Raw genomic sequence first — 24749 nt, forward strand, 5'->3', positions numbered from 1 at the left:
TCCGCCCTTTTTGTTTCAGGCTTTCAGCGCATCGAGATAGGTGCGCACGGCATCGGTGACATGCCGGAAGCGGTCGCCGCCGAGATGCTTGCCGCCATACCAGCGGGTGACGACGACGATGTGATCGTTCAAGCCCTCGCGCTCCAGCATGCGGACGATGATCGCGCCCGCGCCGCTTTCGCCGTCATCGTTCTTCAGCGGACCTTCGCCGCAGATCAGGCCCCAGCTGTTATGCGTCGCCTTCGCGAATTTCTTCGTCTGCTTCAGCTCATCGATAAAGGCCTTCGCCTCGGCAGCCGAGCGGCAAGGCCCGCCGGAGACGGCGTATTTGGAGCCGCGATCGGAGATGATGTTGTCGAGGATCAGCATGGGGCGGCTTTAAACGCTGGAGAAAGCCTGGGCAAGCTTTGGCGGTCAAAGCCCGGAGAGGACCTTGTCCAGAAGATCGAGATCGACGGCGTTGTTGATGTTGTTGAAATTGCGCTGGGGCAGCGGGTTGCCGTTTTCGTCCAGCGGCATGGCGTCGGAACTGACGATGCCGGTATAGTCGAGGCCCTTGGCCTGGCAGATGCGGATATAGGAGCCGGGAATATAGCTCGATTGCAGGAGTTCGACGACGCGGGTGCGGCTGCCGGTCCGGCAATAGACGAGGTTGGCGAGGCCAGCGCCATGCGGGCTGACGATCACGTCGGCGTCGCGGAAGGCGGCGATCTGTTCTTCGACGGAAAGCTCGCCCGGCGTGATGATCTCGAAGCCGTGGCGGAGCATCAGGTCGCAGACCGCCTCCTCATTGACCACGCCGCGCATGTTGCGGGCGTCGAGCCGCGAGGCATAGATGCGTTTGCCGAAGCTGCGCTCGGCCTCGACCTCTGCCGCCAGCGCATCGAATTCGGCCATGGTCGCCGGATGCGGTGCAAAGGAAAAGGCGCCGCCGCAGAGATTGCCGTAAATGCCATGATTGGCGGTCAGCACCTCATCAGCTTCGATCTCGACGGTGCGGCCGCAGAAATCCGACAGCGCCACGAGTTGCGCGCGGAAGCCCGTTAGCGTCGGGACAATGGCGGTGAAATCATCCGAGCCGGTCAGGCGGCGATAGACCAGAAGGTTCGCCAGGCATTGCAGCGTCCAGTGATAGTAGTTGATCACCGCCAGATTGCCGCAGACCAGCGCCGGTTCCTCATTGTCGATCGAAACGAGCTTGTCGCCCGGCACCACGACTTCCGCCCACATCGCGCCGCCGACCAGCGTCAGGGATTCGCGCAGGACGCCCAGCTCTTCGCCGCGAACGCAGAAGCTGTTGCCGGGGACGGTCGTCCTGCCCAGCGGGGTGAAGGTGATGGCGGGAGCCTCATACGCTTCGGCGAAATGCGTCATGTCCAGCGGCCCCTTCGCCCTGGCGCGGTCCCAGGTCTTGATCTCGGTGACGGCGGGCGAGATTTCGAAGCGGGGCGACCAGCCGGGGACGGTTTCACTGGGGATGGTCAATGGGGGCATGCGTTCTCTTGTTCCGTTCGAGTGGCAGTCGTTGCCACATCGTGGCCTGATAAACTTGCGCGGTGATGGTGCAGCATGATGGAAGAGACCTTGACGGCCCGGTGATCCTCCTGAAACATTTGATCCATCATTCCTCCCAGTATGAGTATTCCCGCCCATGTTCGATCTCCTCATCAGACACGCCAACCTTCCCGATGGACGTATCGGGGTCGACATTGCCGTCAGCGGCGGCCGGATTACGGCTGTCGAGGCCGGCATTGTGGCTGAGGCGGACGAGGTGATCGATGCGACGGGACGGCTCGTCTCGCCGCCCTTTGTCGATCCGCATTTTCATATGGATGCGACGCTGTCGCTGGGGCTCCCGCGCATGAATGTCTCCGGCACGCTGCTGGAGGGGATTCAGCTCTGGGGCGAGCTTCGGCCGACGCTGACACGGGAGGCGCTGGTCGAACGGGCGCTGCGCTATTGTGACCTGGCGGTGACACAGGGGCTCCTCTACATCCGCAGTCATGTCGATACGTCAGATCCCCGACTGGTGACAGCGGAAGCGATGATCGAGGTGCGCGAGCGGGTGAAGCCTTATATCGATCTGCAGCTCGTTGCCTTTCCGCAGGATGGCTATTACCGCGCGGCAGACGGGGTGAAATCGCTCGAACGGGCGCTGGACATGGGGCTCGATATCGTCGGCGGTATCCCGCATTTCGAACGGACCATGGAAGAGGGCGGACAATCGCTCGCAGCGCTGTGCCGGATTGCGGCCGAGCGCGGCTTGCCGGTCGATATCCATTGCGACGAGACCGACGATCCGATGTCGCGCCATATCGAACGGCTGGCGGCGGAGACTGTGCGCTTCGGCCTGCAGGGCCGCGTCGCCGGCTCGCACCTGACCTCGATGCATTCGATGGACAATTACTATGTCTCCAAGCTCATCCCGCTGATGGCGGAGGCTGAGATCAATGTCATCCCCAACCCGTTGATCAACATCATGCTGCAGGGCCGGCATGACACCTATCCTAAGCGGCGCGGCATGACGCGGGTAAAGGAGCTGATGGAGGCCGGCCTCAACGTTTCCTTCGGGCATGATTGCGTGATGGACCCCTGGTACAATATGGGCGCCGGCGACATGCTGGAAGTCGGCCATATGGCGATCCATGTGGCGCAGATGGCCGGCATCGAGGACAAGAAAAAGATCTTCCAGTGCCTGACAGTCAATTCGGCAAGGACGATGGGGATCGAAGGCTACGGCATCGAAAAAGGCGCGAAGGCCGACTTCGTCATCCTGCAAGCGCACGATGCGGCCGAGGCGCTGCGGCTCAAGGCGAACCGTCTCCATGTCATCAAGGCCGGGAAGGTGATTTCCAGAACCGCGCCGCGCGTCAGTGCGCTTTTCTTGGACGGCCGGCCTGAAACGGTCGACGGGGCGGACTACGCGCCAGTGGCGTAATTCCGCCCCGCTGATGGGAGGATCGTGAGGCCGGAGCATTCAGTGTTTCAGAGAAACACCGAGATGCCCTACATCTTTATTTTGACAATTCCGGACGCGAAACCGGTCCCCGCTTTCGGCGGAATTGCTCTGCTGGCGGTCGATCAGGCGCGGAAGATCGTTGTCGACGTTCCGGAATTCGCGCCGTTGTTTTCCATATATTTTGCGGTCGCGGCCTGTGCGGCAGTGCTCGAGGCGTTGGCGGCATCAGCCTTGACGGTCTCCGGCTTGGCCGTGTCGGTGTGGCTGACCTTGGCCAACATGGCGGCATTGATGCGCGCCATCGACTGGTTATAGGCGTGCTGCTTGTCGAAAACCGACTGCTTGCGGTCGGATTTCTTGTCCGCTGCGCCGACGGTGTCGGTTGCGTCGACGCTGCGTGCGTTGGCTGCAGCGCGGGTCGAGGTCGAAACTGTCGATGCGGCTGCCGTGGCCTGCGCGGCGCCGGCCTTTGCCGTTGCGGCGTCCGCAGTGGATTGCGTCTTGGGCGGCGAGGTAACGGCGGCGAGGCGGTCGGCATCCACTTTCGACTGCTGACGGTTATGCGCCAACTGCGCCTGGACAGCCTTCTGGGTGTCGCTGAGTTCGCGTCCCTTCTTGGCCGGAGCTTCGGAGGCCGGATTGTAGGCGGCGGCACTTGCCGTGTTCTGAGAAATACGCATGACTGACCTTTCGTGTTATCCGCCTGACAATTCTTCGCTTCCGCGCCATCGCCTCCGGACGTCGTCTTTTGACCGGGCAAGTCCTGTTTGTCGTAAGCCCGCCTGATCTACCCGACGATGCGGAGGGCTATTCTTTTTTGAGAAGCATTCGGGATCAGCTCTATGCCACCAATCCGGAATTTATATTCAATTCAAAAGGTAGAATTTTATATATATCTCATTTTTCTTGTGGGCGTTCTCCGAGCCGTCGGACCCTTCGGCCGCGGTTACCTGAGTGCGGTCGTAGGCCCGAGCTTGAGATGTTCTTCATAAGCGGTCTGCGCAACGCGGAAGGGAACGCCCGTACCGGGCGCCTTCGGGTTGGCGGCCAGTTCGAACATCTGTCTCAAGAGACTGTAATCGCCGTGGTAATAGGGCGTGTCGTGATTGGCCGCGGCGACATTCGCAGTGGCGGCCTGGAGATTCATCGCGCCATTCTGCGCCTGAATCCTGCGGCCTTCCGGAAAATAAGGCGGCATGAAGCCTGAAACATGCGGCATCGCTCTTCTCCCGTGAGATCGGCGATGTCTGCTGTTCTTGTTGTGCTTTTGCCGGTCTCCTGGACACGGTTTTACAAGCGAGGCGCAAAGAGGCGCTGAAAAGGATCGTTACAATTTGAACGATCATGTCGATTTCGGGGAGCGGCCTTTTTCAGCGTCCCGCGCGGGCTGCCGCATCTCAGGCCGGCGAGGCGAGCGGGGTAGAGGCTTTGAGAAAAGGGCGGAGCGATATGGCGACCAGAAAGGCCATGAGGTCCAGAACCCAGCATGCGACATACATGGTGGCAGAACCGGCCGTCACGTCGAAGTCACTCGCTTCGAGGCGGGTGGGGCTCATCCCCAGAAGCCTTCATGCACCCTTGCGGCTTCCTCCACCAGAATGGGTCCGATCACTTCGACCTTGCGCTGACCGGCGGCGAAGACGATTTCGCACGGGAGGTCGAGCGTCGGATTTTCCGGGTGATTGCCGGTGATCTCCTTCAGCTGCTTTTCGGTCATGCCATAGACGCAGCGCTTCAGTCCCGTCCAGTAGATCGCGCCGGCGCACATGGCGCAGGGCTCGGCCGAGGTGTAGATCGTGCATTCCTTGAGCAGTTCGTGCGGCAGCGTGGTTGAGGCACGGGTCATCAGCACGCGTTCGGCATGGCCGGTCATGTCGTGGTCGGGCATATAGGCATTGTGCTGCGTCATCAGCACCTTACCGTCCGGTCCAACGAGGATGGAGGCGAAGGGGTGGTTGCCCGCGTCGCGCGCCTTTTGCGATTCGGCAATGGCGATGCGCAACAGTGCTTCGTGATCCAGTTCCTCGCATACCATGGCCATGCCTTTTCCCCTTATTCTCCGGCGCATGTGGCGACGAACCCTCTTGATATGGTTTCATCGCGATGCGCGAATTCTTGCGCTGCGGAAGACTTGCCTTGATCGCCACAAAATTCAAGTCATTGTAGGGAGAGTTCCGTACGAATTGTTCGCACAATGGATAACGCATGTCCCTGATTTCGCCAGCGGCACTTCTCTTCGACGAGGTGGCCCGGCTCGGTTCGATCCGCAAGGCGGCCGAGCATCTCAACGTCTCGCCTTCCGCGCTCAACCGGCGCATCCTCAACCTTGAGGAGGATTACGGGCTGAAACTGTTCGAGCGGCTGCCGCGCGGTGTGCGGCTCACCGCAGCGGGCGAGGTGCTGATTGCCGATATCCGCAAATGGAAGGCGGATCAGGAGCGCTCCAAGGTGCGGCTCCAGCAATTGCAAGGCCTGCGGCGCGGCCACGTTTCGGTCGGGCTGATGGAGTGTCTGGCCGGTGACTTTGCGCGCATGCTGTTCGATGAGATCCAGGCGCGCTTCCGGCATTTCACGCTCGATATCTTCGTGGGCGGAACGGCGCTGATTACGGAGAAAATCCTCAATAGCGAGCTTGATCTTGCCGTCTGCTTCAATGTGCCGGACCGGCATAACATCCTTAAACTCAAGGCGGTGGAGGCGCCTTCGGGCGTCATTGTCTCCGAGGGACATCCGCTGGCAGGGCGATTGAACGTGCCGCTCTCCGAATGCATCAACTATCCCTTCATCCTGCCAGACTTTTCGATCGCAGCACGACGGCTGATCGACGGCGCGCTCGGCGCGTCCGGTGTGCAGACCGTGCCCAGTCTGGTGACGAACTCCACCGCATTGATGAAGCGGCTGATAGCCGACAAGCGGCACATTGCCTTTCTCAATGCCGGCAATCTCATCGACCTGCAACGGGACGCCGACCTTCAGTTCATTCCGCTGGCGGGACGGCAACTGGCGGCGGAAGAATTGTCGCTGATCACCCGCTCCAGCCAGGCCCTGAGCTCCGCAACCTCAGCGGTTGCCGATCTCATCAAGACGCAAATGGACAGCTTGCCAATTGTGACGAAAAGCGCTTAATCTTACTGTTGCAATTTTTGCAACGCAACGAGCGAAACAATGTGCTTGTGTGCAATGCGAAACCCAGACCAACTAATGCACAAAATTAAAGCAGGGGACCTTGGTGACGTTGCAGCATTCTGGGAGTGGGAGTCCGTCCGCAGTCCGGCCTTTTGCCGGTGTGGTGGGCGCGTTTTTTAGCCTTTTCTTGTCCGGTCGGGGAGCCGGGTCTGACCATCTCGACACCGTTTCCATCCTGCCTTACGGACTGAATGCCGGCGGCCGGAGCGGGTGTCTGTTCGGCGGTGCTGCCGGGGGAGCTCTCGATGGCAAATGAACCCATGGCGCGTCTGGAACTCAAGAGCATCACCAAGCGCTTTCCGGGCGTGCTGGCCAATGACCAGGTGAGTTTTTCGGTGCAGCCGGGCGAGATCCACGCGCTGCTCGGCGAAAACGGTGCCGGCAAATCGACCCTCGTGAAGATGATCTACGGGATCATGCAGCCGGACGGCGGCGAAATCCGCTGGAACGGCGAACGCATTGTGGTGGCGAACCCCAAGGCGGCGCGCAAGCTCGGCATCGGTATGGTGTTCCAGCATTTCTCGCTGTTCGAGGCGATGACGGTGCTGGAGAACATCGCGCTGGGCATGGACGCCAAGATCCCGGCGCGCGAACTCGAAGCGCGCATCAAGGAGGTCATGACGCAATACGGCCTCAAGCTCGAGCCGCATCGCATCGTCTCGACGCTTTCAGTCGGAGAGCGGCAGCGCATCGAGATCGTGCGCGCGCTGCTTCTGAACCCGAAGCTTCTGATCATGGATGAGCCGACGTCCGTGCTGACGCCGCAGGAGGTGGAGCAACTCTTTGTCGTGTTGCGTCAGCTCGCCAGCGAAGGCTGTTCGATCCTCTACATTTCGCACAAGCTGCATGAGATCAAGGCGCTGTGCCACACCGCAACCATCCTGCGCGGCGGCAAGCTGGTCGATACCTGCAATCCTTCGGTCGAGACGTCGCGCTCCATGGCCGAGAAGATGATCGGCGGCAATCTGAAGACCATCGAGAAGGCCGAAGGCCGCAAGGTCGGGCGAGAGAAGCTGATCGTCAACCGGCTGAACATGCCCGCGCGATCGCATTTCGGCGTCTCGCTCAAGGACATTACCTTCACCGTGCGCGAGGGCGAAATCTTCGGTATCGCGGGCGTGGCTGGCAACGGGCAGAACGCGCTTCTGCTGGCGCTGTCCGGCGAAACGCTGACGGACGATCCGGGCGCCATCACCGTGGACGGCGCGCAGCTGGGACGGCTGACAGCGAAGCAGCGGCGGCTGGCCGGCGTGTCTTCCGTTCCGGAAGAGCGCAACGGTCATGCGGCCGTGCCGGAATTCACGCTGGCCGACAATTCGGTTCTGACCGCGCGCGACCGGCTCGGCATGGTCAAGGCCGGGCTCATCGATCACAAGGCGGCGCGGACCTATGCGGGCGAGGTGATCTCGACCTTTGCCGTCAAGGCGCTCGGACCGGGCTCGACGGCTGGCTCGTTGTCGGGCGGCAACCTGCAGAAATACATCATGGGCCGTGAAATCATGCAGAACCCGGCGGTTCTGGTCGTCTCGCAGCCGACCTGGGGCGTGGATGCGGGCGCTGCGGCGGCGATCCACCAGGCGCTGGTCGACCTGGCTGCATCGGGCTCTGCCATCGTCGTCATCAGCCAGGACCTCGACGAACTTCTCTCGCTTTGCGACACGCTCGCCGTCATCAACGAGGGGCGCTTGTCACCCGCGATGAAGGTGGCGGATGCCGATATCGAGGAGATCGGTCTGCTCATGGGCGGTGTCCATGGCGACCCGGCCGCAACCGCAAACCTGCATCCGGAGGTGGCCCATGCGCATTAAGCTGGAAAAACGTCCCGAACCGTCGACGCTGATGGCCTTTGCGACGCCGATCGCCTCTGTGCTGCTCACCATGGCCATTGGCGTCGTGGTGTTCGACGCGCTCGGCATCAAGGGCGAGAAGGCCGTCATCGACATCTTCCTGACGCCGCTTCTGTCCTCCTACAAATGGCAGGACGTGGCGGTGAAGGCCGCTCCACTGATCATCATCGCGCTCGGCCTTTCCATCGGCAACCGCGCGCAGGTTTGGAATATCGGGGCCGAGGGGCAGTATATCATCGGCGCACTCGCCGCGGCCGGTGTCGGCATTGCGGCCGGCGGGGCGGGCGGGGGCATTATCATCACGCTGATGATCCTCGCAGGGATTGCAGGCGGGACAGCCTGGGCTGTGCTTCCGGCTTTCCTGAAGACGCGTCTCAACGTGAATGAGATCCTCAGTACACTGATGCTGACCTACGTGGCGCTGCAGGTGCTTGGCTATCTTGTCGGCGGTCCGTGGAAGGACCCGAACGGACGCAATTTCCCTGCCACGGCGCCGCTTCATGCGGATCAGACACTGCCGATCCTGTTTCCTGGCACGACGGTGCATCTGGGCGTCGCCATCGCACTCGTTCTGCCCTTCGTCTTCTGGCTGATCATGTCGCGCTCGGTCTTCGGTTTCCAGATCCGTGTCGTCGGCAGTGCGCCGGATGCGGCGCGCCATGGCGGCTTCGATGCCAAGCAGACGATCTGGCTTTCGCTCCTCATCGGCGGCGCGATGGCAGGCCTTGCCGGCGCGCTGGAATTCGCGGGCGCGCTCAAGGCCATCAATCTCGGCTTCCCCTCGGGCTATGGCTTCACGGCGATCATCGTGTCCTTCCTCGGCCGTCTGAACCCGATCGGGTGTCTGATTGCGGGTGTCGTTCTCGCCGTGACCTATGTCGGCGGCCAGGTGGCGCAGACGACGGTGCATATTCCCAACTCCACGGCCGGTATCTTCCAGGCCATGATGCTGTTCTTCATTCTGGCGAGCGACATTCTCATCCGTTACCGGGTGCGCTTCGTCGGCAGTCCCAAGGCCAGCGCGCTTCCGGCGGCAGGAGAGTGATCCATGAGCACTGAATTCATCATCGCCGCCATCGTCACCATCGTCGGTCTTACCACGCCGATCCTGCTGGCAGCGCTCGGCGAACTCGTGGTCGAGAAGGCCGGCGTCCTCAACCTCGGCGTCGAAGGCATGATGCTGATGGGCGCGATCTGCGGCTTCGGCGCGACGGTCTCGACCTTCAATCCGTGGCTCGGCATTCTCGGTGCAGCCGCGGGTGGCGCGCTGTCGTCCATGCTCTTTGCAGTCCTTGTTCTGGAGTTGAACTCCAACCAGGTGGCGACGGGGCTCGCGCTCACCATTTTCGGCACCGGTCTCTCGTCGCTGATGGGACTGTCCTACACGGGCTTCATCGTACCCGTCTTCGGCTCGATCTTCCCGGCGTCTCTGGCGAGCGATCCTTATCTCAAGGTGATCTTCGGCTATTCGCCCATCGTCTATTTTGCACTCATCATGGTGCCGGCGGTGGCATGGTTCCTGAAATCGACGCGGGCGGGCATGATCCTGCGCGCCGTCGGCGAAAACGACCTGTCGGCTCATTCCATCGGCTATTCGGTCAAGGGTGTGCGCTATGCGGCGATTGCCTTTGGCGGCGCGATGGCAGGCATTGGCGGGGCCTATTTCTCCATGGTCATCACGCCCATGTGGGCCGAGAAGATGACGGCCGGGCGCGGCTGGATCGCGCTGGCGCTGGTCGTGTTCGCCGGCTGGCGGGCAGGGCGCCTGCTTGTCGGGGCCTACTTCTTTGGCATCCTGATGGCGCTCGAACTTTATGCCAAGGCGGCAGGCTTCTCATTCCTGCCGTCGCAATTCTGGGCCGCGATGCCCTACCTCATGACGATCGTCGCGCTTTCGGTCATTTCGATACGCGACCGGTCGGGCGGCAACGCCCCGGCCTGCCTCGGCAAGCCGTTCCTTCCTTCAACCTGAAACGCCCTGACGATAGGAGTTCTCCATGTCCAAGATTTCACGCCGTACATTCATGCAGGCAGCCGGCGCTGCCGCGACGCTGCCGGTTCTCGGCGGCAAGGCCTTCGCGGCCGAAAAGGTCAAGATCGGCTTCATCTTCCTCGGCCCCGTCGGCGACTACGGCTGGACCTGGGCGCACAACAAGGCTCGCCTGCAGGTGGAAAAGGAACTCGGCGACAAGGTCGAGACGGTCTATGTCGAAAACGTTCAGGAAGACGCCTCCGCGATCCCGGTCATCCGCGATCTGGCGCAGCAGGGCTGCAAGCTGATCTTCACGACGTCCTATGGCTACATGGACCAGACGATCGCGGTCGCCAAGGAGTTTCCGAACGTCAAGTTCGAGCATTGCACGGGCTATAAGCGCGCCGACAACGTGGCGACCTATAACTCGAAGTTCCACGAAGGCCGCGCCGTTCTCGGCACGATTGCCGGCAAGATGTCGAAGTCGGGCACGATCGGCTATCTCGGCTCCTACAAGGTTCCGGAAGTTGTGCTCGGCGTGAACTCCATGGCGCTTTCCGCCCAGAAGCAGAATCCGAACGCCAAGGTCAAGCTCGTCCTCATCGACAGCTGGTTCGACCCGCCGAAGGAAGCTGCAGCGACCGAAACGCTGATCAACCTCGGCTGCGACATCGTCGCAACCCACACCGACAGCCCCGGCCCGCTGCAGATCCTGGAACAGAAGAAGCTTTACGGCTTCGGCCAGGGCGCCGACATGTCGCGCTTTGCGCCGAACGCTCACCTGACCGCCATCGAAGACATCTGGGGTCCTTATTATGTCGAGCGCGCCAAGATGATCCTCGACGGCTCCTGGAAGTCGACCGACACATGGGACGGCATGAAGGAAGGCACCGTCGTGATCTCGCCTTACAACAAGGTCGTTCCGGCTGACGTCGTCAAGCTCGCCGATGGTATCCAGGCCGGCTACAAGGACGGCTCCTATGATATCTTCAAGGGCCCGATCTACGACCAGGAAGGCAAGCTGCGCGTGAAGGAAGGCGAGACGATGAAGCTGGCCGACCTCGCCGTGATGGACTGGTTCGTCAAGGGCGTCGAAAGCGCGGCGTGACATCAGGAGCCTCCAGTCCCCCTTCAAGGGGCTGGAGCACTTCCAAGGAAAAGCAGGACCGGTTTCCGGTTCAAATTTTGCAAAGGCTGGACGAAAGAGGGTTTCAGGCGAGATCGCTCTTTTGGAACTCTCCAGCCTGAACAACAGAAAAGGCGGCTTTGGCCGCCTTTTCTTTAAAAAAGATGTTTCGGATTTCAAAGGCTCAATCATTGTTCAGCAGCAAGCGTGCAAAGCTATCGCTCATTCTTCTTTCCGTTAAAGTTCGCCGCACGTATTAGAAAATAAAATATTAGGAATATATTATTTTATATTATTTATTCAATTTTTCGGCGTTACGCGCCTTATTTGGCGTTTAAAACTACCATCTCTTGGTGGAATTTTGCTGAAATCGGTACAGTTCTAGCAATTTTACTGTACTGTTTAATTCGTTATCAAGGGTAGACCGTCTACTTTAGGCACACAACCTAGGAGTATATGGTTTGACCAGTTTGTCAGCAATGTCGCGGCGCCGTGATGGCGCCTCCGCGGTCGAGTTTGCCATTCTCGCACCGATTTTCATTGCCGCTCTCTTCTCGATGATCGGTTATGCGATCTATCTTTCTGCGTCCGCCAGCATTCAGCAGATGACGGAGGAGGCGGCGCGGGCAGCCGTGGCCGGTCTGTCCGCGCAGGAGCGTGAGCAACTGGCACAGAATGCCGTAGCCATGAGCGCAAAGGATCGTGCTTTCATCGATGCACGGCAGGTCAAGGTCACGATCAGCGGGCAGGATACCGATCGCTATACGATCCAGGTTTCCTATGACGCTGCCAAGCTCCCCGTGTGGTCCCTTTTTGCTTATGCGGTTCCTGGCATGAAGACCATTTCCAGAACCTCGGTCATGCGCGTAGGAGGCGCCTGATGACGTCCTCAATATTTCGGAGATTTCTGCGCGCGAAACGGGGCAACATTGCCGTGGCCGCTGCCCTGAGCGCACCGCTGATGGTCGCCGGCCTCGCCGTCAGCGTCGACTACTCTGGTCTCGTCAAGCAGCGGCGCAGCCAGCAGGCGACCGCCGATCTGGCCGCCATTGCGGCTGCAGCCGATCCCAATCAGGCGCGTGCGCTGCTGCAACGTTACTATGCCGATAACGGTCTCAATTACGCCGTTCAGCAGGAAGGGGCGCTCTATCTTGCCGATGGACGCGCCGTAAATACGCTGCCTGAGACGCGGCAGGCCGGGGCGCCCGATTGTGTGGCGACGGTCGAGGTCGGCCATTATGCGCCGGACGAGACATTGCCGGTGTCGCAGCGGTTTCAGCCTGTCTCCTCCATGGCGGATGCCGTGCGCGTCAAGCAAAGCTGCAAGGGGCATCTATACTTCGCCTCCGCTCTGATGGCCGAGCCGGATATCAACGTGACCGCCACGGCCGCGTCGAAAAAGCTCGCCTCCTACTGGATCGGCAGCCGGCTGGCCAGCTATGACGGCGGCCTCGCCAACGCCATTTTCGGCGCCTTGCTTGGGACGACTGTTTCATTCAACATTGCCGACTACAATTCGCTGGCCAGTGCTAATGTCGATGTGCTTGCGACCGTGAAGGAGCTGGCGACAAACATCAACATGAAGGGCTTGAGCTACAACGATGTGCTCGACGCGGACGTGACCTTGGCGCAGTTCTACAGAGCCATTCGGGTTGCGGGCAATCTGAATGCCTCGGCCCAGGCATCCATGCGCCTTTTTGAAATTGCGGTCTCCCACAGCAACAGCACGTTCAAGCTGTCGCAGATCCTGAACCTCGCCGCGATCGGCAAGCAGAAGGTCGGAACGGGCTATGGCGGCACGTCGACGGCCGATGCTTTGGGTCTCATCCGGGCATCGGCTGCCGTCTCGAACGGACAGCATCAGGTCGATCTGAATGTAGACTACAGGGTGCCGGGGTTGGGCGATGTCAATTTCAGACTCTTGATCGGCGAACCGCCGGTTGGAGCGCAGTCGGTTGCCATCAATTCACCAGGGTCTCTGGTCCGGACGGCACAGATCCGCACGCTCGTCACGTTCACGCTCGGCAGTGTTCCTGCCATGGGCGGGCTTAAGCTGCGGGTTCCGATCTATATCGAGGCTGCCAATAGCGAAGCGCGGCTGACGGACATTCAGTGCAAGTCGGGAACAGTGACCAGCGTGAAGGTTCAGACGTTCCCGGGGCTGGCTGAACTGGTCGTGGGTGATGTCGACGAAAACTCTTTCATCAACTTCGGCAGCAAGCCGCGCGTGGTTCCCGCCACGATGGCCTCTGCGCCCGGCGTGACAATCAACGGATCAGCACAGGTGGATATCAACAACATTTCGGGCACGTTGATGGACTTCAGCCGCGCCGATATCGATATCAGCAAGATCAAGAGGGCCAGCGTCACCACACCGATTACGTCTTACATCACGAGCATCATCAAACACCTGAATCTCGACGTGAATATCGCTGGTGTCAGCATCGGCACCCAGGCAGTCAACATGTATCGCAGTCAGGTGGCATCGACGCTGTCTAACCTGACCTTGCCGATGGACCGCGTTCTGGCCACCTACATGTTCATCTATGGCTACAAGATTGGGGAAGCGGACGTCAGCGTCACCGGCGCATCGTGCTCCGCGCCTTCGCTCGTGCTCTGACCGGACAGTCGGAATTGCGCAAAGCAAAGTTAGATCAGCCTGAGACCCTTGAGGCTGACATGGCCTTCCTTGCCGATGATGATGTGATCGTGGACCGTGATTCCGAGCGGCTTCGCGGTCTCTATGATGGTCTTCGTCATGTCGATATCGGCGCGCGAGGGCGTCGGGTCGCCTGACGGATGGTTGTGCACGAGGATGATGGCGGTCGCGGACAGATCGAGCGCGCGCTTGACCACCTCGCGCGGGTAGACCGGCGTGTGGTCGACCGTGCCCTTCTGCTGGACCTCGTCGGCAATCAGCGCATTGCGCTTGTCGAGGAAGAGAATGCGGAACTGCTCGCGCGTTTCATAAGCCATGGCGGCGTGGCAATATTCGACCACCGACGACCATGAGGCGAGGACCTTCTTGCCCTTCAGTTCGCTTTTCAGCATGCGGTGTGCGGTCGCGGCAATCAGCTTGAGATCGGTGGCAACGGCTTCGCCCACACCCTTCACCTCCACCAGGCGCGCCGCTTCGGCACCGAAGACACCGGCAAGCGTTCCGAACCGGTCGAGCAGCGCCTTGGCGATCGGCTTGGTGTCGCGACGCGGGATCAGCCGGAAAAGCAGGAGCTCGAGGATTTCGTAATCGGCCAGTGCCGTGTCGCCGTTGTCGCGGAAGCGGGCTCTCAGGCGTTCGCGGTGGCCGTGATAATGCTGCTCAGGGGCAGGGCTTTCCCTGCCGTCCGCGGTGGCTTTGGAGGCCGCCTTGGGACGCTGGCGCGGCTCGGCGAAGAAGCCGCGTTCGTCGGCCTCCGGATCGGCGGAAAAATCGTCAGGCGCCTCGGCTTGCGCCGGCTCGTCCAGACGATCCTTGCCGCCGTTTGCCATCATCAGGTGAGCCCCGGCCTGTCGAGCCCCGCGGGGGATAGGGTGAAGATTTCGCAGCCCGTCGCGGTGACCCCGACCGTGTGTTCATATTGCGCGGTGAGCGAGCGGTCGCGGGTGACGGCCGTCCAGCCGTCGGAGAGCACCTTCACATGCGGGCGGCCGAGATTGATCATCGGCTCGATGGTGAAGATCATGCCTTCGCGGATTTCCGGACCTTCATTGGCGCGGCCGTAATGCAGGATGTTCGGCGTGTCGTGGAAAAGCTGGCCCACTCCATGGCCGCAGAAATCGCGCACGACGGAGCAGCGTTCGGCTTCCGCGAAGGTCTGGATCGCTTCGCCGATGGCGCCGGTGCGGGCGCCTGGCCGGACGGCGGCGATGCCACGCATGAGGCTTTCATAGGTCACTTCGAGAAGGCGGATGCCGGCGCGCTTGACTTCGCCGACCGGATACATGCGGCTTGCGTCGCCATGCCAGCCGTCGAGAATATAGGTCACGTCGATATTGACGATGTCGCCGTCGCGCAAAGGCTTGTCATCGGGGATGCCGTGGCAGACGACGTGGTTGATCGAGGTGCAGGTGGACTTGGTGTAGCCGCGATAGTTCAGTGTGGCGGGCAGGGCGCCATTGTCCATGCCGAATTCGAAGACGAAGCGATCGATGGCATTGGTCGTGACGCCCGGCTGAACCATGGGGGCCAGCGCGTCAAGGCAGCGGGCCGTCAACTGGCAGGCACGCCGCATGCCCTCGAAGGCGTCGTCTCCGTAAAGACGGATCGCGCCCGTATTCTTCATCGGGGCTGTTGCTGCGTCGATATAATTGACCATGGCGATTCGATCAGTCTCGTATTTGCGTCGTTACTCTATGCCGGCTTAGACAACCGGGATCAAGCTGTTCGCCGTAATTTGGGATTGCGAAACCGCGCAATCAAGCGCGTAGGCTTCAACGCCACGGGCTCTGGCCCGTTCGAATGCGGCCGCATAGGCGGGATCGAGATCCGAGCAAATCCGGAATTCGGCGCAATCGGCGCGCTGGATGACATAAAGCATGACAGCGCGATGTCCGGCTTCCGCCATTTCGCCGAGTTCTGCGAGATGCTTGGTGCCCCGCTCGGTTTTCGTGTCGGGAAATTCTGCCAATCCGGGCGTACGGCTGAAATGGACATTCTTTACCTCGACATAGGCCGTCGGCAGGTTCTTGCCTGAGAGCAGAATATCGATGCGAGAGTTGAGACCATAGCGCTTCTCGCGGGCCAGCAGAGGATAGGGCGAGAGAGAAGGGATCATGTGCGCAAGGATGGCCTCTTCCGCAATGCGGTTCGGCATGCCGGTATTGACCCCGACCATCGTACCGTCCGCCTCGATCATCTCGAACTGGTGGGCATATTTCCGCCCCGGCTTGTCGTGGACCGACATGAAGATGCGACTGCCGGGCGTGGTCAGGCCCAGCATCGAACCGGTATTGGGACAATTACCGGTAATGATCGTTCCGTCTTCCAGTTCGGCGTCGAAGAGGAAGCGCTTGTAGCGGGCAATCAGCCGGCCCTCGACCAGCGGCGGATCAAACAGCACATTCAGACCCGCACGCGGACATAGGAGCCCGGCGCATCTTCGATCGGGTTGATGTGCTCGCCGCCGGGGATGCGGGCGGGTACGCGCTTGTCGTTCTGTTGCTCGATCCAGGTGTGCCAGTGTGGCCACCACGAGCCCGGCGTTTCGACAGCGTGTTTCACCCAGGTCTCGAATTCGCCTTCCGGCTTCGGCCCGGTCCAGTACTGGTACTTGGGCTTGTAGGGCGGATTGACGACGCCGGCGATGTGGCCGGAGCCGGACATCACATAGGTGACATCACCGCCGAAGACCTGGCTGCCCACGAAGACGGACTTGGCGGGTGCAATATGGTCCTCGCGGGCGGCGAGATTGTAGACCGGGATCTTGACGTCGTGCATGTCGAGCTTGTGGCCGCCCATCTTCATGCGCCCTTTGGAGAGATTGTTCTCCAGATAGCAATTGCGCAGATAGAAGGCGTGGTTGGCGGCCGGCATGCGGGTGGAATCGGAATTCCAGTAGAGCAGGTCGAAGGCCATGGGTTCGACCCCGCGCAGATAGTTGTTGACCACATAAGGCCAGATGAGTTCAGAGGCGCGCAGCATGTTGAAGGCGAGCGCCATCTTGGAGCCGTCGAGATAGCCATGTTCCTTCATCGTCGCCTCGAGGGTCTTCAGCTGTTCCTCGTCAACGAAAACCTGCAGATCGCCCGCATGCGTGAAATCGACCTGCGTTGTGAAAAAGGTTGCCGAGCGTATGCGGTCGTTGCCTTCCTTCGCATGCAGCGCCAGCGTTGCCGCCAGCAGTGTGCCGCCGACGCAATAGCCGATGGCGTTGACCTTGCGCTCGTCCGTCGCTTTCTCGATCACCTCAAGCGCAAAGTCTATGCCTTCGCGCGCGTAGGCCTCCCAGTCTTTCCGGGCATGGCGCTCGTCGGGGTTGACCCAGGAGATGACGAAGACGGTGTGGCCCTGATCGACGCACCACTTGATGAAGGATTTTTCCGGGTTGAGGTCGAGAACGTAGAACTTGTTGATCCAGGGCGGGCAGAGGAGGAGAGGGCGCTTCAGCACCTCTTCCGTCGCCGGCTCATACTGGATGATCTGGCAGACATCGTTCTCAGCGACGACCTTGCCGGGCGTAACGGCCATGTTCACGCCGACGGCGAATTTCGACATGTCGGTCTGGCGGATGCGGAGATCCCCATGACCAGCGGCGATGTCCTCGGCGAGCATCTTCATGCCCTTGACGAGGTTTTCACCATTGCTGGCGATCGTCTCGCGATAGACCTGCGGGTTGGTAAGCGCAAAATTGGAGGGCGACAGCGCCGAGATGATCTGGCGCATGTAGAACTCGGCCTTGTGGCGGGTGTGCGCGTCGAGACCTTCCGTCTCGCTCACCAGGCGCGCGGCCCAGTCTGAGGCGACCAGAAACACCTGCTTGAGAAAATCGAAGAAGGGGTTCTTTTCCCAGTCCTTGTCGGCAAAGCGCTTATCGGGCTTGGCGGCGGGCTCAGCGGTGGCTTCGCCGTTAAGCTTCTGCATCGAATGCATCCAGACCGTCATCATGGAACCCATCAGCCGCGTCTGGGCTTCGAGCGTCCGCTTGGGGTCCGTCATCCAGTATTCGATGACCTTGGAGAGGGTGCGCACCATGTCGCCGACAGGCTCAACAACATGATCGACGATCTCACCCTTTTCGCGCGGCTCCAGCCACAGCGAGGCGGCCTTGCCGGCATTCTGCACGGCGCGCGCGAGATTGACCGTCATGGCCTCCGGATTTTTCAGGATATAAGGTTCGAATATAGCCGGATCGATCGCGCCAAACGGCGGCTTCTGGCCGTTTTCCTCCCGCATCTCCTCCGCCAATTCATGTCCTCCCGGAATTTTGTCGTTTTGATTTGCTGCATTGTGCCGTAAAAGGCTCTCAAGTTCTATACGTCAGATTGCAGATTCGAGAGGCAGCACATTTGTTTTTTCTAGCGAAACGACGTTTGCCACTTGTCGCAGCACTGCTCGTTTCGACAGCAGCGGTTTCCGGCTGCATGTCCAGCGATATCTTGAACAACACGCCGACGCCTGCGGGCATGAACAATTCGGGCGTCTACCCCTATGTCGGTGAGAAGCGCGAGGTTGCCACCACGCAGATGAGCGACACCGAGGCGGCCTCGCTGGGGGCAAAGCTGCAGGCGCTTGCCGACCAACGCAAGGCCGGAACGGTTTCGGAAGCCGATTACAACCGCAAGGTCGCCGAAATGCGCAAGCTGGGCGAGGCGACACAGGCCGCGGGCAAGGCGGACGCTCCCGCCTCGAATTGACAACGCGTTACAGGACAATTTGTCCTTGCGTTTCGTGGAATTTGGGCGATAACCCTTCGCCGATCCGGCTTGAGAGAGGTTCGCGCCGGATCGCGCTTCAAACACCCCCAAGACGAACCTTGCCAACTGCGACGGTGGGCCTTTTCTTCGAGAGCAGCCGTCCTGGAGCCGATGATGGAAGAGTTTCACAAGGTCAGACGCCTGCCACCTTACGTTTTCGAACAGGTCAACCGTTTGAAGGCGAGCGCGCGAGCCGGTGGCGCGGATATCGTCGACCTTGGCATGGGCAATCCCGATCTTCCGACCAACAAGTTCATCGTCGACAAGCTGATCGAGACCGTCCAGCGGCCAGATACGCACGGCTATTCCTCCTCCAAGGGCATTCCCGGCCTTCGCCGCGCCCAGGCCGCCTATTATGCGCGCCGCTTCGGCGTGAAGCTGAACCCCGACACGCAGGTCGTGGCGACGCTCGGTTCCAAGGAAGGCTTTGCCAACATGGCGCAGGCGATCACCGCGCCCGGTGACGTCGTGCTCTGCCCGAACCCGTCCTATCCGATCCATGCCTTCGGGTTTCTGATGGTGGGAGGCGTGATCCGCTCGATCCCCGTCGAGCCGAACGAGGAATTCTTCCGGGCTCTCGAACGCGCAGTCGCCCATTCGATCCCGAAGCCGATCGCCATGATCCTCTGCTATCCGTCCAATCCGACGGCGACCGTGGTGGAACTCGACTTCTACAAGGATGTCGTGGCGTTTGCGAAGAAGCATGAAATCTTCGTGCTTTCGGATCTGGCCTATTCCGAAATCTACTTCGATGGCAAGCCGACGCCGTCGATCCTGCAGGTGCCGGGTGCCATCGATGTCTCGGTCGAGTTCACCTCGATGTCGAAGACCTTCTCCATGGCCGGCTGGCGCATGGGCTTTGCCGTTGGCAATGATCGTTTGATTTCGGCACTGACACGCGTGAAATCCTATCTCGACTATGGTGCCTTCACGCCGATCCAGGTGGCAGCGGCCGCCGCGCTGAACGATCCCGATATCGAGCAGCATATCGAGGAAGTGCGCCAGACCTACAAGCGCCGGCGCGATGTCATGGTGGAAAGCTTCGGCCGCGCCGGCTGGGACGTTCCGCCGCCGGCAGCTTCGATGTTCGCCTGGGTTCCGGTGCCGGAAAAGTTCCGCCACCTCGGTTCGCTCGAGTTCTCCAAGCTCTTGATCGAGAAGGCCGACGTAGCCGTGGCTCCGGGCATCGGCTTCGGCGAACATGGCGATGACTATGTCCGCATCGCGCTGGTCGAGAACGAGCACCGCATCCGCCAGGCTGCGCGCAACATCAAGAAGTTCCTCGGTACTGCGGACGACACGCTGCACAACGTGATCTCGCTCGAGGCGCGCCGCTGAACTGTTTCAACTCCTGCCCGCGACCTCTGTCGCGGGCCCTCAATCAAAATCGGAAATGACGCATGACTGATGCCCTGAAGATCGGCATTGCAGGTTTGGGAACAGTGGGCGCTTCGCTCGCGAAAATTCTTGCCGAGCGCGACAACATGCTGGCGATTGCCTGCGGCCGCGCAATCAGGGTGACGGCGGTGACAGCGCGCGACAAGACACGCGACCGCGGTGTCGATCTCTCGAAGGCGCAGTGGTTCGACAACCCTGTCGAGATGGCGAAAAATGCCGATATCGACGTTTTCGTCGAGCTGATGGGCGGGTCTGGCGATCCGGCGCATGCGGCTGTCGAGGCGGCGCTGACGCGTGGTCTCCACGTGGTGACGGCCAACAAGGCGCTGCTGGCGGCCCATGGCGTGAAGCTTGCGGCACTGGCGGAAGACAAGGGCTCGATCCTCAACTTCGAGGCTGCCGTTGCCGGGGGCATTCCGGTCATCAAGGCGCTTCGCGAGTCGCTGACTGGCAATACCGTCTCCCGCGTCTACGGCATCATGAACGGCACCTGCAATTACATCCTGACGCGCATGGAGAAGGAAGGTCTTTCCTTCGCCGACTGCCTCAAGGACGCTCAGCGGCTGGGCTATGCCGAAGCCGATCCGACCTTTGATATCGAGGGGAACGATACGGCGCACAAGCTCTCCATCCTGACGAGCCTTGCCTTCGGCACCGAGATTGCGGCCGACGACATCTATCTCGAGGGAATCAGCAACATCTCCATCGAGGACATCCGCGCGGCGGCCGATCTTGGTTACAAGATCAAGCTGCTGGGTGTTGCGCAGAAGACCGAGAGCGGGATCGAGCAGCGCGTTCATCCGACCATGGTGCCGCGCGACAGCGTGATCGCGCAGGTCGACAGCGTGACGAATGCGGTCGCGATCGAAAGCGACGTTCTCGGCGAATTGCTGATGGTCGGCCCCGGTGCCGGCGGCAATGCGACTGCTTCGGCCGTGATGGGTGACATTGCCGATATCGCCAAGGCGCGCCCCGGCGCGCAGGTTGCTCCGGCGCTTGGCCGTCCGGCGAAGTCGCTTGCGCCCTACAAGCGCGCCGGCATGCGCTCCCACGAGGGAGGCTATTTCATCCGTCTGACGGTGGAAGATCGCGCCGGTGTTTTCGCCAGCATTGCGACGCGCATGGCGGAAAACAGGATTTCGCTGGAATCCATCGTCCAGCGTCCCAACCAGGACGATCCGGACGGGCCGAAGACGATCATTCTCGTCACCCACGAGACCATGGAAAACGCCGTGCGCACGGCCGTTTCCGCGATCAAGGGCGAGGGATACCTCGTCGGCGAGCCGCAGGTCATTCGCATCGAGCGACCTTGACCGGCATGAAGGAAACAAGGTTGCTGGCGCGGCCTGATTTTTCCATATAGCTGCTTTTTTTCCGCCGCGATTTATCGATACAGAAGACGTGTTCATTGGGATATCAGGCGGGCACCTTATCCTGATGAGCAAGATTAGTGCAGGGAATTGTCCTAGATCAAGGTTGGGATGTGCCCCCAAATGGCACCATATCAGCCTGAAGTCGGTATATCCTCCCCGTGCTTGTTCAGTCCGACGGATATTCGCCCCCGTCGTCAACCGGAAAGACGATATGAAAGCCCGCCTGTTACTATCACTCGTCGTCCTCGCCCTGATTGCGGGCGGTGGATATATAATCTGGAATCGCTATTTTACGGTCGAGACTTCTCGTTATATCTTGGCAACTGTTGCGACCGGAACCATCTCGGAAACGGTTCTAGCGAGCGGTACGCTGAAGCCTGTGAAGCTAGTGGCCGTGGGCGCGCAGGTGTCCGGCCGAATTACGGCGTTGCATGTGAAGCCAGGCGACGAAGTGAAGCAGGGCGATCTTATCGCGGACATCGATTCCATTCCGCAACAGAACGACGTGCGCAAGGCCAAGGCGGCGCTCGCCAACGTGCAGGCGCAGCTTTCTGAAAAACAGGCCAACCTGGAAAATGCCAAGACAGTCCTCGCCCGACAGAAGCTGATTTACCAGAGTCGCGCCGGCGCGCTGGCGGATCTGGAGACCGCGCAGGCCAACCTGAAGGCCATCGTGGCTCAGATCGACGCGCTGGAGGCACAGATCGTCGAGGCAGAGGTTGCCGTTTCGACAGCAGAGACCGACCTCGGCTACACGCGCATTACCGCGCCCATAGCCGGCAGTGTGCTCGCGGTCGTCAACCAGGAAGGACGCACCGTCAATGCCAGCCAGTCCGCGCCGACGATCGTCGTCCTCGGAAAGCTCGACATGATGACGGTCCGCGCGGAAATCTCCGAAGCGGATATCGCACGGGTGAAAGCGGGACAGAAGGTTCGCTTCAATATGGTCGGAGATTCGGGCAAGCAATATGATGCGGTGCTGTCTGCAATCGAGCCGGCGCCAGAAACGATCACCAGCGACAGCGCGGTTTCCTCGTCGACCTCCTCGAGTTCATCCTCATCCTCATCCTCATCCTCATCGTCCAGCTCGTCGTCGGCCGTCTACTACATTGGCACCTTCGACATCGACAACAAGGACCGTCGCTTCCGCACCTACATGACGGCTGAGGTTCGCATCATCCTCGGCGAGGCCAAGGATGTCCTGACCGTTCCGTCTTCGGCGCTCAACACGGGCAAGGATGGAACGTTCGTTCGTGTGCAGAAATCGGACGGAACGATCGAGCAGCGCAAGGTCGAGGTGGGCCTGAACAACAAGACGCTCGCCGAAATACGATCCGGCCTTGAGAAGGACGAGCGCGTTGTGGTCGGCGAGGGCACCGCCGAGCGCCAGACGTCGTCTTCGTCATCGAGTGGCGGTCCGCCGCCGATGCTCTGAGGGGCGAAGCCATGAGCCAACCGATCATAGAACTTAAGGGCCTGCGGCGCGACTATCCCTCCGGTGACGGTGTAATCACCGTCCTGAAGGATGTCGATCTCACGATCAAGCGCGGCGAGATGGTCGCGATCGTCGGGCCGTCCGGGTCGGGCAAGTCGACGTTGATGAACCTCATCGGCCTGCTCGATAGCCCCACCTCCGGCAGCTACATCGTCTCCGGCCGAGAGACGAGCAAACTCGACAGCGACGAGCGTTCGGCGCTGCGGCGCGAGCATTTCGGGTTCATCTTCCAGCGCTATCACCTGCTGCCGGAACTGACGGCGCTGGGCAATGTCGAGGTGCCGGCGATCTATGCGGGTGCAGACCGCAAGCGGCGGCAGACGCGCGCCGGCGAATTGTTGACACGGCTCGGCATTCCGGACCGGCTCGACCATCGCCCTGGGCAGCTTTCGGGCGGTCAGCAGCAGCGCGTCTCCATTGCCCGTGCCCTGATGAATGCCGGCGATGTGATTCTGGCCGATGAGCCCACCGGCGCCCTTGATCAGGCAAGCGGCGAGGAAGTGCTGAAGATCCTCGACGAGCTTAATGCCGAGGGCAAGACGGTCATCATCGTCACGCATGACATGAATGTCGCGCGCCGCGCCGGGCGGATCATCGAGATTGCCGATGGCGTGATTGTCGCGGATCACGTCAATTCCGAGAAGGTCTTCGCCGAGGCTGACGTACCGGTCGCCACTCAGACACAAATGCGAAAGGGCTTCGGGCTCTTCCGCATGGCCGACCGTTTCCGCGAGGCTTTTGCCATGGCGCTGCTGGCGCTGAAGGCGCATCGGCTGCGGACCTTTCTCACCATGCTTGGGATCATCATCGGGATTGCATCGGTGGTCTGTGTGGTCGCGCTCGGCGAAGGGTCGCAGCGCAAGGTGCTGGAGAATATCTCAAGCCTTGGCACGAACACACTGGAAATCTTTCCCGGCACCGGTTTCGGTGATCTTCGCTCGAACCGCGTGACCACGCTGGTCGTGGCGGATGCGGATGCGCTGGCGGGGCTTTCCTATGTCAGCGCGGTGACTCCTACGGTCTCGAAAAACGCGACGGCGCGTTTCGGCTCTGTCGCGGCGAATGCGCTGGTGAACGGTGTGGGACCGCAATATTTCGCGGTGCGCGGTTCGAAGCTGACGGCGGGCAAGCTCTTCGGCGACGATGAGGTGGCGAACCTCACGCAGGATGCCGTCATCGATTCGGACACCGCCAATGCGCTCTTCGGCGACAGCGGCATCGATCCCGTCGGCCAGACGGTGTTTCTGGGCGATGTGCCCGTACGCATCATCGGCGTCATTGCCCCGCAGCAAGGTGGGTTCGGCGGGCGCAACAACCTGAACCTCTACATGCCCTATACCAGCGTGCAGGCGCGTTTCGATGGTCGCCGGGCGCTTCGATCCATCACCGTGCGGATCGCCGACGATGCGGCAACCGATATCGCTGAAGCGGGTGTCACGCAGTTCCTCACCGACCGGCACGGGAAGAAGGACTTCTTCATCCTCAATACCGACGATATCCGCCAGACGATCACCCAGACGACGCAGACGCTGACGCTGCTGGTGGCGGCGATTGCCGTCATCTCGCTGATCGTCGGCGGGATCGGGGTGATGAATATCATGCTGGTCTCCGTGTCCGAACGCATAGGGGAGATCGGCGTGCGCATGGCGGTGGGAGCGCGCCGTGCGGATATCCTGCAGCAGTTCCTGATTGAAGCCGTGCTGGTCTGCCTCATTGGCGGCGGACTAGGCATTGCGCTCGCGCTCGGCTTCGGCTGGGCGTTCAATGCGGCCAATGTCGGATTCTCGCTGGTGTTTTCGAGTGGGTCGATCAAAGTCGCCTTCTTCTGCTCCTTCCTCATCGGCGTCGTCTTCGGCTTCCTGCCGGCGCGCAATGCCTCGCGGCTCGACCCGGTGGCGGCGCTGGCAAGGTGACACGATGTGGAAAAGCCCGCCAAGCCTTGACCCGCCGGGCATCGCGATAGACAAGATGCCGCAGATG

23 protein-coding genes are annotated in these 24749 nt (G+C 60.8%); 13 read left to right on the plus strand and 10 right to left on the minus strand.

What is annotated here, in order from left to right:
• Positions 1-15 precede the first annotated feature (15 nt).
• Both LQK83_RS03930 and LQK83_RS03935 read right to left on the minus strand, forming a co-directional pair.
• On the minus strand, positions 16-369 hold the full coding sequence (locus tag LQK83_RS03930; RefSeq protein ID WP_230835955.1) for a YigZ family protein: 354 nt from the start codon (positions 367-369) through the stop codon (positions 16-18).
• A gap of 45 nt (positions 370-414) precedes the next feature.
• The gene (locus LQK83_RS03935; RefSeq protein WP_230835956.1) at positions 415-1494 is read right to left on the minus strand and encodes a glycosyltransferase family 61 protein; all 1080 of its coding nucleotides are present in this window, start codon (positions 1492-1494) and stop codon (positions 415-417) included.
• Positions 1495-1651: 157 nt separating this feature from the next.
• On the opposite strand from LQK83_RS03935, the gene LQK83_RS03940 reads away from it, so the two are divergent.
• Positions 1652-2938, plus strand: a complete 1287-nt coding sequence (locus LQK83_RS03940; RefSeq protein WP_230835957.1) for an amidohydrolase family protein — start codon at positions 1652-1654, stop codon at positions 2936-2938.
• Between the two features lie 143 nt (positions 2939-3081).
• Here LQK83_RS03940 and LQK83_RS03945 read toward each other — a convergent pair whose 3' ends face one another.
• From LQK83_RS03945 to LQK83_RS03960, 4 genes are all read right to left on the minus strand, one after another.
• Positions 3082-3639, minus strand: coding sequence for a hypothetical protein (locus LQK83_RS03945; RefSeq protein WP_230835958.1), 558 nt, complete (start codon positions 3637-3639; stop codon positions 3082-3084).
• A gap of 266 nt (positions 3640-3905) precedes the next feature.
• On the minus strand, positions 3906-4178 hold the full coding sequence (locus LQK83_RS03950; RefSeq protein WP_230835959.1) for a hypothetical protein: 273 nt from the start codon (positions 4176-4178) through the stop codon (positions 3906-3908).
• A 178-nt stretch (positions 4179-4356) separates the two neighbouring features.
• Positions 4357-4515, minus strand: a complete 159-nt coding sequence (locus LQK83_RS03955) for a hypothetical protein (protein WP_230835960.1) — start codon at positions 4513-4515, stop codon at positions 4357-4359.
• Positions 4512-5000, minus strand: coding sequence for a nucleoside deaminase (locus tag LQK83_RS03960; RefSeq protein ID WP_230835961.1), 489 nt, complete (start codon positions 4998-5000; stop codon positions 4512-4514). The genes LQK83_RS03955 and LQK83_RS03960 overlap by 4 nt, the downstream gene beginning before the upstream one ends.
• Before the next feature lie 164 nt (positions 5001-5164).
• On the opposite strand from LQK83_RS03960, the gene LQK83_RS03965 reads away from it, so the two are divergent.
• The 7 genes from LQK83_RS03965 to LQK83_RS03995 all read left to right on the plus strand — a co-directional run bounded on the left by LQK83_RS03965 (position 5165) and on the right by LQK83_RS03995 (position 13710).
• Positions 5165-6085, plus strand: a complete 921-nt coding sequence (locus LQK83_RS03965; RefSeq protein WP_230835962.1) for a LysR family transcriptional regulator — start codon at positions 5165-5167, stop codon at positions 6083-6085.
• A 305-nt stretch (positions 6086-6390) separates the two neighbouring features.
• Positions 6391-7953, plus strand: a complete 1563-nt coding sequence (locus tag LQK83_RS03970) for an ABC transporter ATP-binding protein (RefSeq protein ID WP_230835963.1) — start codon at positions 6391-6393, stop codon at positions 7951-7953.
• Positions 7943-9037, plus strand: a complete 1095-nt coding sequence (locus LQK83_RS03975; RefSeq protein ID WP_230835964.1) for an ABC transporter permease — start codon at positions 7943-7945, stop codon at positions 9035-9037. Before LQK83_RS03970 ends, LQK83_RS03975 begins: the two co-directional genes overlap by 11 nt.
• Before the next feature lie 3 nt (positions 9038-9040).
• Positions 9041-9964, plus strand: a complete 924-nt coding sequence (locus LQK83_RS03980) for an ABC transporter permease (RefSeq protein ID WP_230835965.1) — start codon at positions 9041-9043, stop codon at positions 9962-9964.
• Between the two features lie 25 nt (positions 9965-9989).
• Positions 9990-11072, plus strand: a complete 1083-nt coding sequence (locus LQK83_RS03985) for a BMP family ABC transporter substrate-binding protein (protein ID WP_230835966.1) — start codon at positions 9990-9992, stop codon at positions 11070-11072.
• Positions 11073-11551: 479 nt separating this feature from the next.
• Entirely contained in the window at positions 11552-11971 is a 420-nt protein-coding gene (locus tag LQK83_RS03990) for a TadE/TadG family type IV pilus assembly protein (RefSeq protein ID WP_230835967.1), read from the plus strand.
• On the plus strand, positions 11971-13710 hold the full coding sequence (locus LQK83_RS03995; RefSeq protein WP_230835968.1) for a pilus assembly protein TadG-related protein: 1740 nt from the start codon (positions 11971-11973) through the stop codon (positions 13708-13710). The genes LQK83_RS03990 and LQK83_RS03995 overlap by 1 nt, the downstream gene beginning before the upstream one ends.
• Positions 13711-13739: 29 nt before the next feature.
• Here the strand turns inward: LQK83_RS03995 and radC are convergent, their stop codons facing one another.
• The 4 genes from radC to LQK83_RS04015 are packed head-to-tail and all read right to left on the minus strand — an operon-like array spanning position 13740 to position 17982.
• Positions 13740-14582 carry a RadC family protein gene (gene radC, locus LQK83_RS04000; RefSeq protein ID WP_230835969.1) on the minus strand — a complete coding sequence of 281 codons (843 nt, stop codon included), beginning with the start codon at positions 14580-14582 and terminating at the stop codon, positions 13740-13742.
• Positions 14582-15406, minus strand: coding sequence for a type I methionyl aminopeptidase (map, locus tag LQK83_RS04005; protein ID WP_230835970.1), 825 nt, complete (start codon positions 15404-15406; stop codon positions 14582-14584). The genes radC and map overlap by 1 nt, the downstream gene beginning before the upstream one ends.
• Positions 15407-15451: 45 nt before the next feature.
• Complete coding sequence (gene sfsA, locus LQK83_RS04010) at positions 15452-16150, minus strand: DNA/RNA nuclease SfsA (RefSeq protein ID WP_230835971.1); 699 nt, start codon at positions 16148-16150, stop codon at positions 15452-15454.
• Positions 16151-16152: 2 nt separating this feature from the next.
• Positions 16153-17982 carry a PHA/PHB synthase family protein gene (locus LQK83_RS04015; RefSeq protein WP_230836292.1) on the minus strand — a complete coding sequence of 610 codons (1830 nt, stop codon included), beginning with the start codon at positions 17980-17982 and terminating at the stop codon, positions 16153-16155.
• Positions 17983-18170: 188 nt separating this feature from the next.
• On the opposite strand from LQK83_RS04015, the gene LQK83_RS04020 reads away from it, so the two are divergent.
• The 5 genes from LQK83_RS04020 to LQK83_RS04040 all read left to right on the plus strand — a co-directional run bounded on the left by LQK83_RS04020 (position 18171) and on the right by LQK83_RS04040 (position 24682).
• On the plus strand, positions 18171-18443 hold the full coding sequence (locus tag LQK83_RS04020; protein ID WP_230835972.1) for a hypothetical protein: 273 nt from the start codon (positions 18171-18173) through the stop codon (positions 18441-18443).
• Positions 18444-18617: 174 nt separating this feature from the next.
• Positions 18618-19841 (plus strand): LL-diaminopimelate aminotransferase, encoded by a 1224-nt coding sequence (locus tag LQK83_RS04025; protein ID WP_230835973.1) that lies wholly within the window; start codon positions 18618-18620, stop codon positions 19839-19841.
• A 62-nt stretch (positions 19842-19903) separates the two neighbouring features.
• A complete protein-coding gene (locus tag LQK83_RS04030; protein WP_230835974.1) occupies positions 19904-21214 on the plus strand; it encodes a homoserine dehydrogenase in 1311 nt (436 codons plus the stop codon).
• A gap of 271 nt (positions 21215-21485) precedes the next feature.
• Positions 21486-22709 (plus strand): efflux RND transporter periplasmic adaptor subunit, encoded by a 1224-nt coding sequence (locus tag LQK83_RS04035; RefSeq protein WP_230835975.1) that lies wholly within the window; start codon positions 21486-21488, stop codon positions 22707-22709.
• An 11-nt stretch (positions 22710-22720) separates the two neighbouring features.
• Positions 22721-24682: a MacB family efflux pump subunit gene (locus LQK83_RS04040; RefSeq protein WP_230835976.1), complete on the plus strand. Its 1962-nt coding sequence runs from the start codon at positions 22721-22723 to the stop codon at positions 24680-24682.
• Positions 24683-24749: the final 67 nt, after the last annotated feature.

Origin of the sequence: Rhizobium sp. C1, from assembly GCF_021026335.1 — a bacterium.
GTDB lineage: Bacteria > Pseudomonadota > Alphaproteobacteria > Rhizobiales > Rhizobiaceae > Ensifer_A.

Coding starts and splice junctions, on each gene's coding strand:
- LQK83_RS03930 (WP_230835955.1), bottom strand. CDS start 369: ATGCTGATCCTCGACAACATCATCTCCGATCGCGGCTCCAAATACGCC.
- LQK83_RS03935 (WP_230835956.1), bottom strand. CDS start 1,494: ATGCCCCCATTGACCATCCCCAGTGAAACCGTCCCCGGCTGGTCGCCC.
- LQK83_RS03940 (WP_230835957.1), top strand. CDS start 1,652: ATGTTCGATCTCCTCATCAGACACGCCAACCTTCCCGATGGACGTATC.
- LQK83_RS03945 (WP_230835958.1), bottom strand. CDS start 3,639: ATGCGTATTTCTCAGAACACGGCAAGTGCCGCCGCCTACAATCCGGCC.
- LQK83_RS03950 (WP_230835959.1), bottom strand. CDS start 4,178: ATGCCGCATGTTTCAGGCTTCATGCCGCCTTATTTTCCGGAAGGCCGC.
- LQK83_RS03955 (WP_230835960.1), bottom strand. CDS start 4,515: ATGAGCCCCACCCGCCTCGAAGCGAGTGACTTCGACGTGACGGCCGGT.
- LQK83_RS03960 (WP_230835961.1), bottom strand. CDS start 5,000: ATGGCCATGGTATGCGAGGAACTGGATCACGAAGCACTGTTGCGCATC.
- LQK83_RS03965 (WP_230835962.1), top strand. CDS start 5,165: ATGTCCCTGATTTCGCCAGCGGCACTTCTCTTCGACGAGGTGGCCCGG.
- LQK83_RS03970 (WP_230835963.1), top strand. CDS start 6,391: ATGGCAAATGAACCCATGGCGCGTCTGGAACTCAAGAGCATCACCAAG.
- LQK83_RS03975 (WP_230835964.1), top strand. CDS start 7,943: ATGCGCATTAAGCTGGAAAAACGTCCCGAACCGTCGACGCTGATGGCC.
- LQK83_RS03980 (WP_230835965.1), top strand. CDS start 9,041: ATGAGCACTGAATTCATCATCGCCGCCATCGTCACCATCGTCGGTCTT.
- LQK83_RS03985 (WP_230835966.1), top strand. CDS start 9,990: ATGTCCAAGATTTCACGCCGTACATTCATGCAGGCAGCCGGCGCTGCC.
- LQK83_RS03995 (WP_230835968.1), top strand. CDS start 11,971: ATGACGTCCTCAATATTTCGGAGATTTCTGCGCGCGAAACGGGGCAAC.
- radC (WP_230835969.1), bottom strand. CDS start 14,582: ATGATGGCAAACGGCGGCAAGGATCGTCTGGACGAGCCGGCGCAAGCC.
- map (WP_230835970.1), bottom strand. CDS start 15,406: ATGGTCAATTATATCGACGCAGCAACAGCCCCGATGAAGAATACGGGC.
- LQK83_RS04015 (WP_230836292.1), bottom strand. CDS start 17,982: ATGCGGGAGGAAAACGGCCAGAAGCCGCCGTTTGGCGCGATCGATCCG.
- LQK83_RS04020 (WP_230835972.1), top strand. CDS start 18,171: ATGTCCAGCGATATCTTGAACAACACGCCGACGCCTGCGGGCATGAAC.
- LQK83_RS04025 (WP_230835973.1), top strand. CDS start 18,618: ATGGAAGAGTTTCACAAGGTCAGACGCCTGCCACCTTACGTTTTCGAA.
- LQK83_RS04030 (WP_230835974.1), top strand. CDS start 19,904: ATGACTGATGCCCTGAAGATCGGCATTGCAGGTTTGGGAACAGTGGGC.
- LQK83_RS04035 (WP_230835975.1), top strand. CDS start 21,486: ATGAAAGCCCGCCTGTTACTATCACTCGTCGTCCTCGCCCTGATTGCG.
- LQK83_RS04040 (WP_230835976.1), top strand. CDS start 22,721: ATGAGCCAACCGATCATAGAACTTAAGGGCCTGCGGCGCGACTATCCC.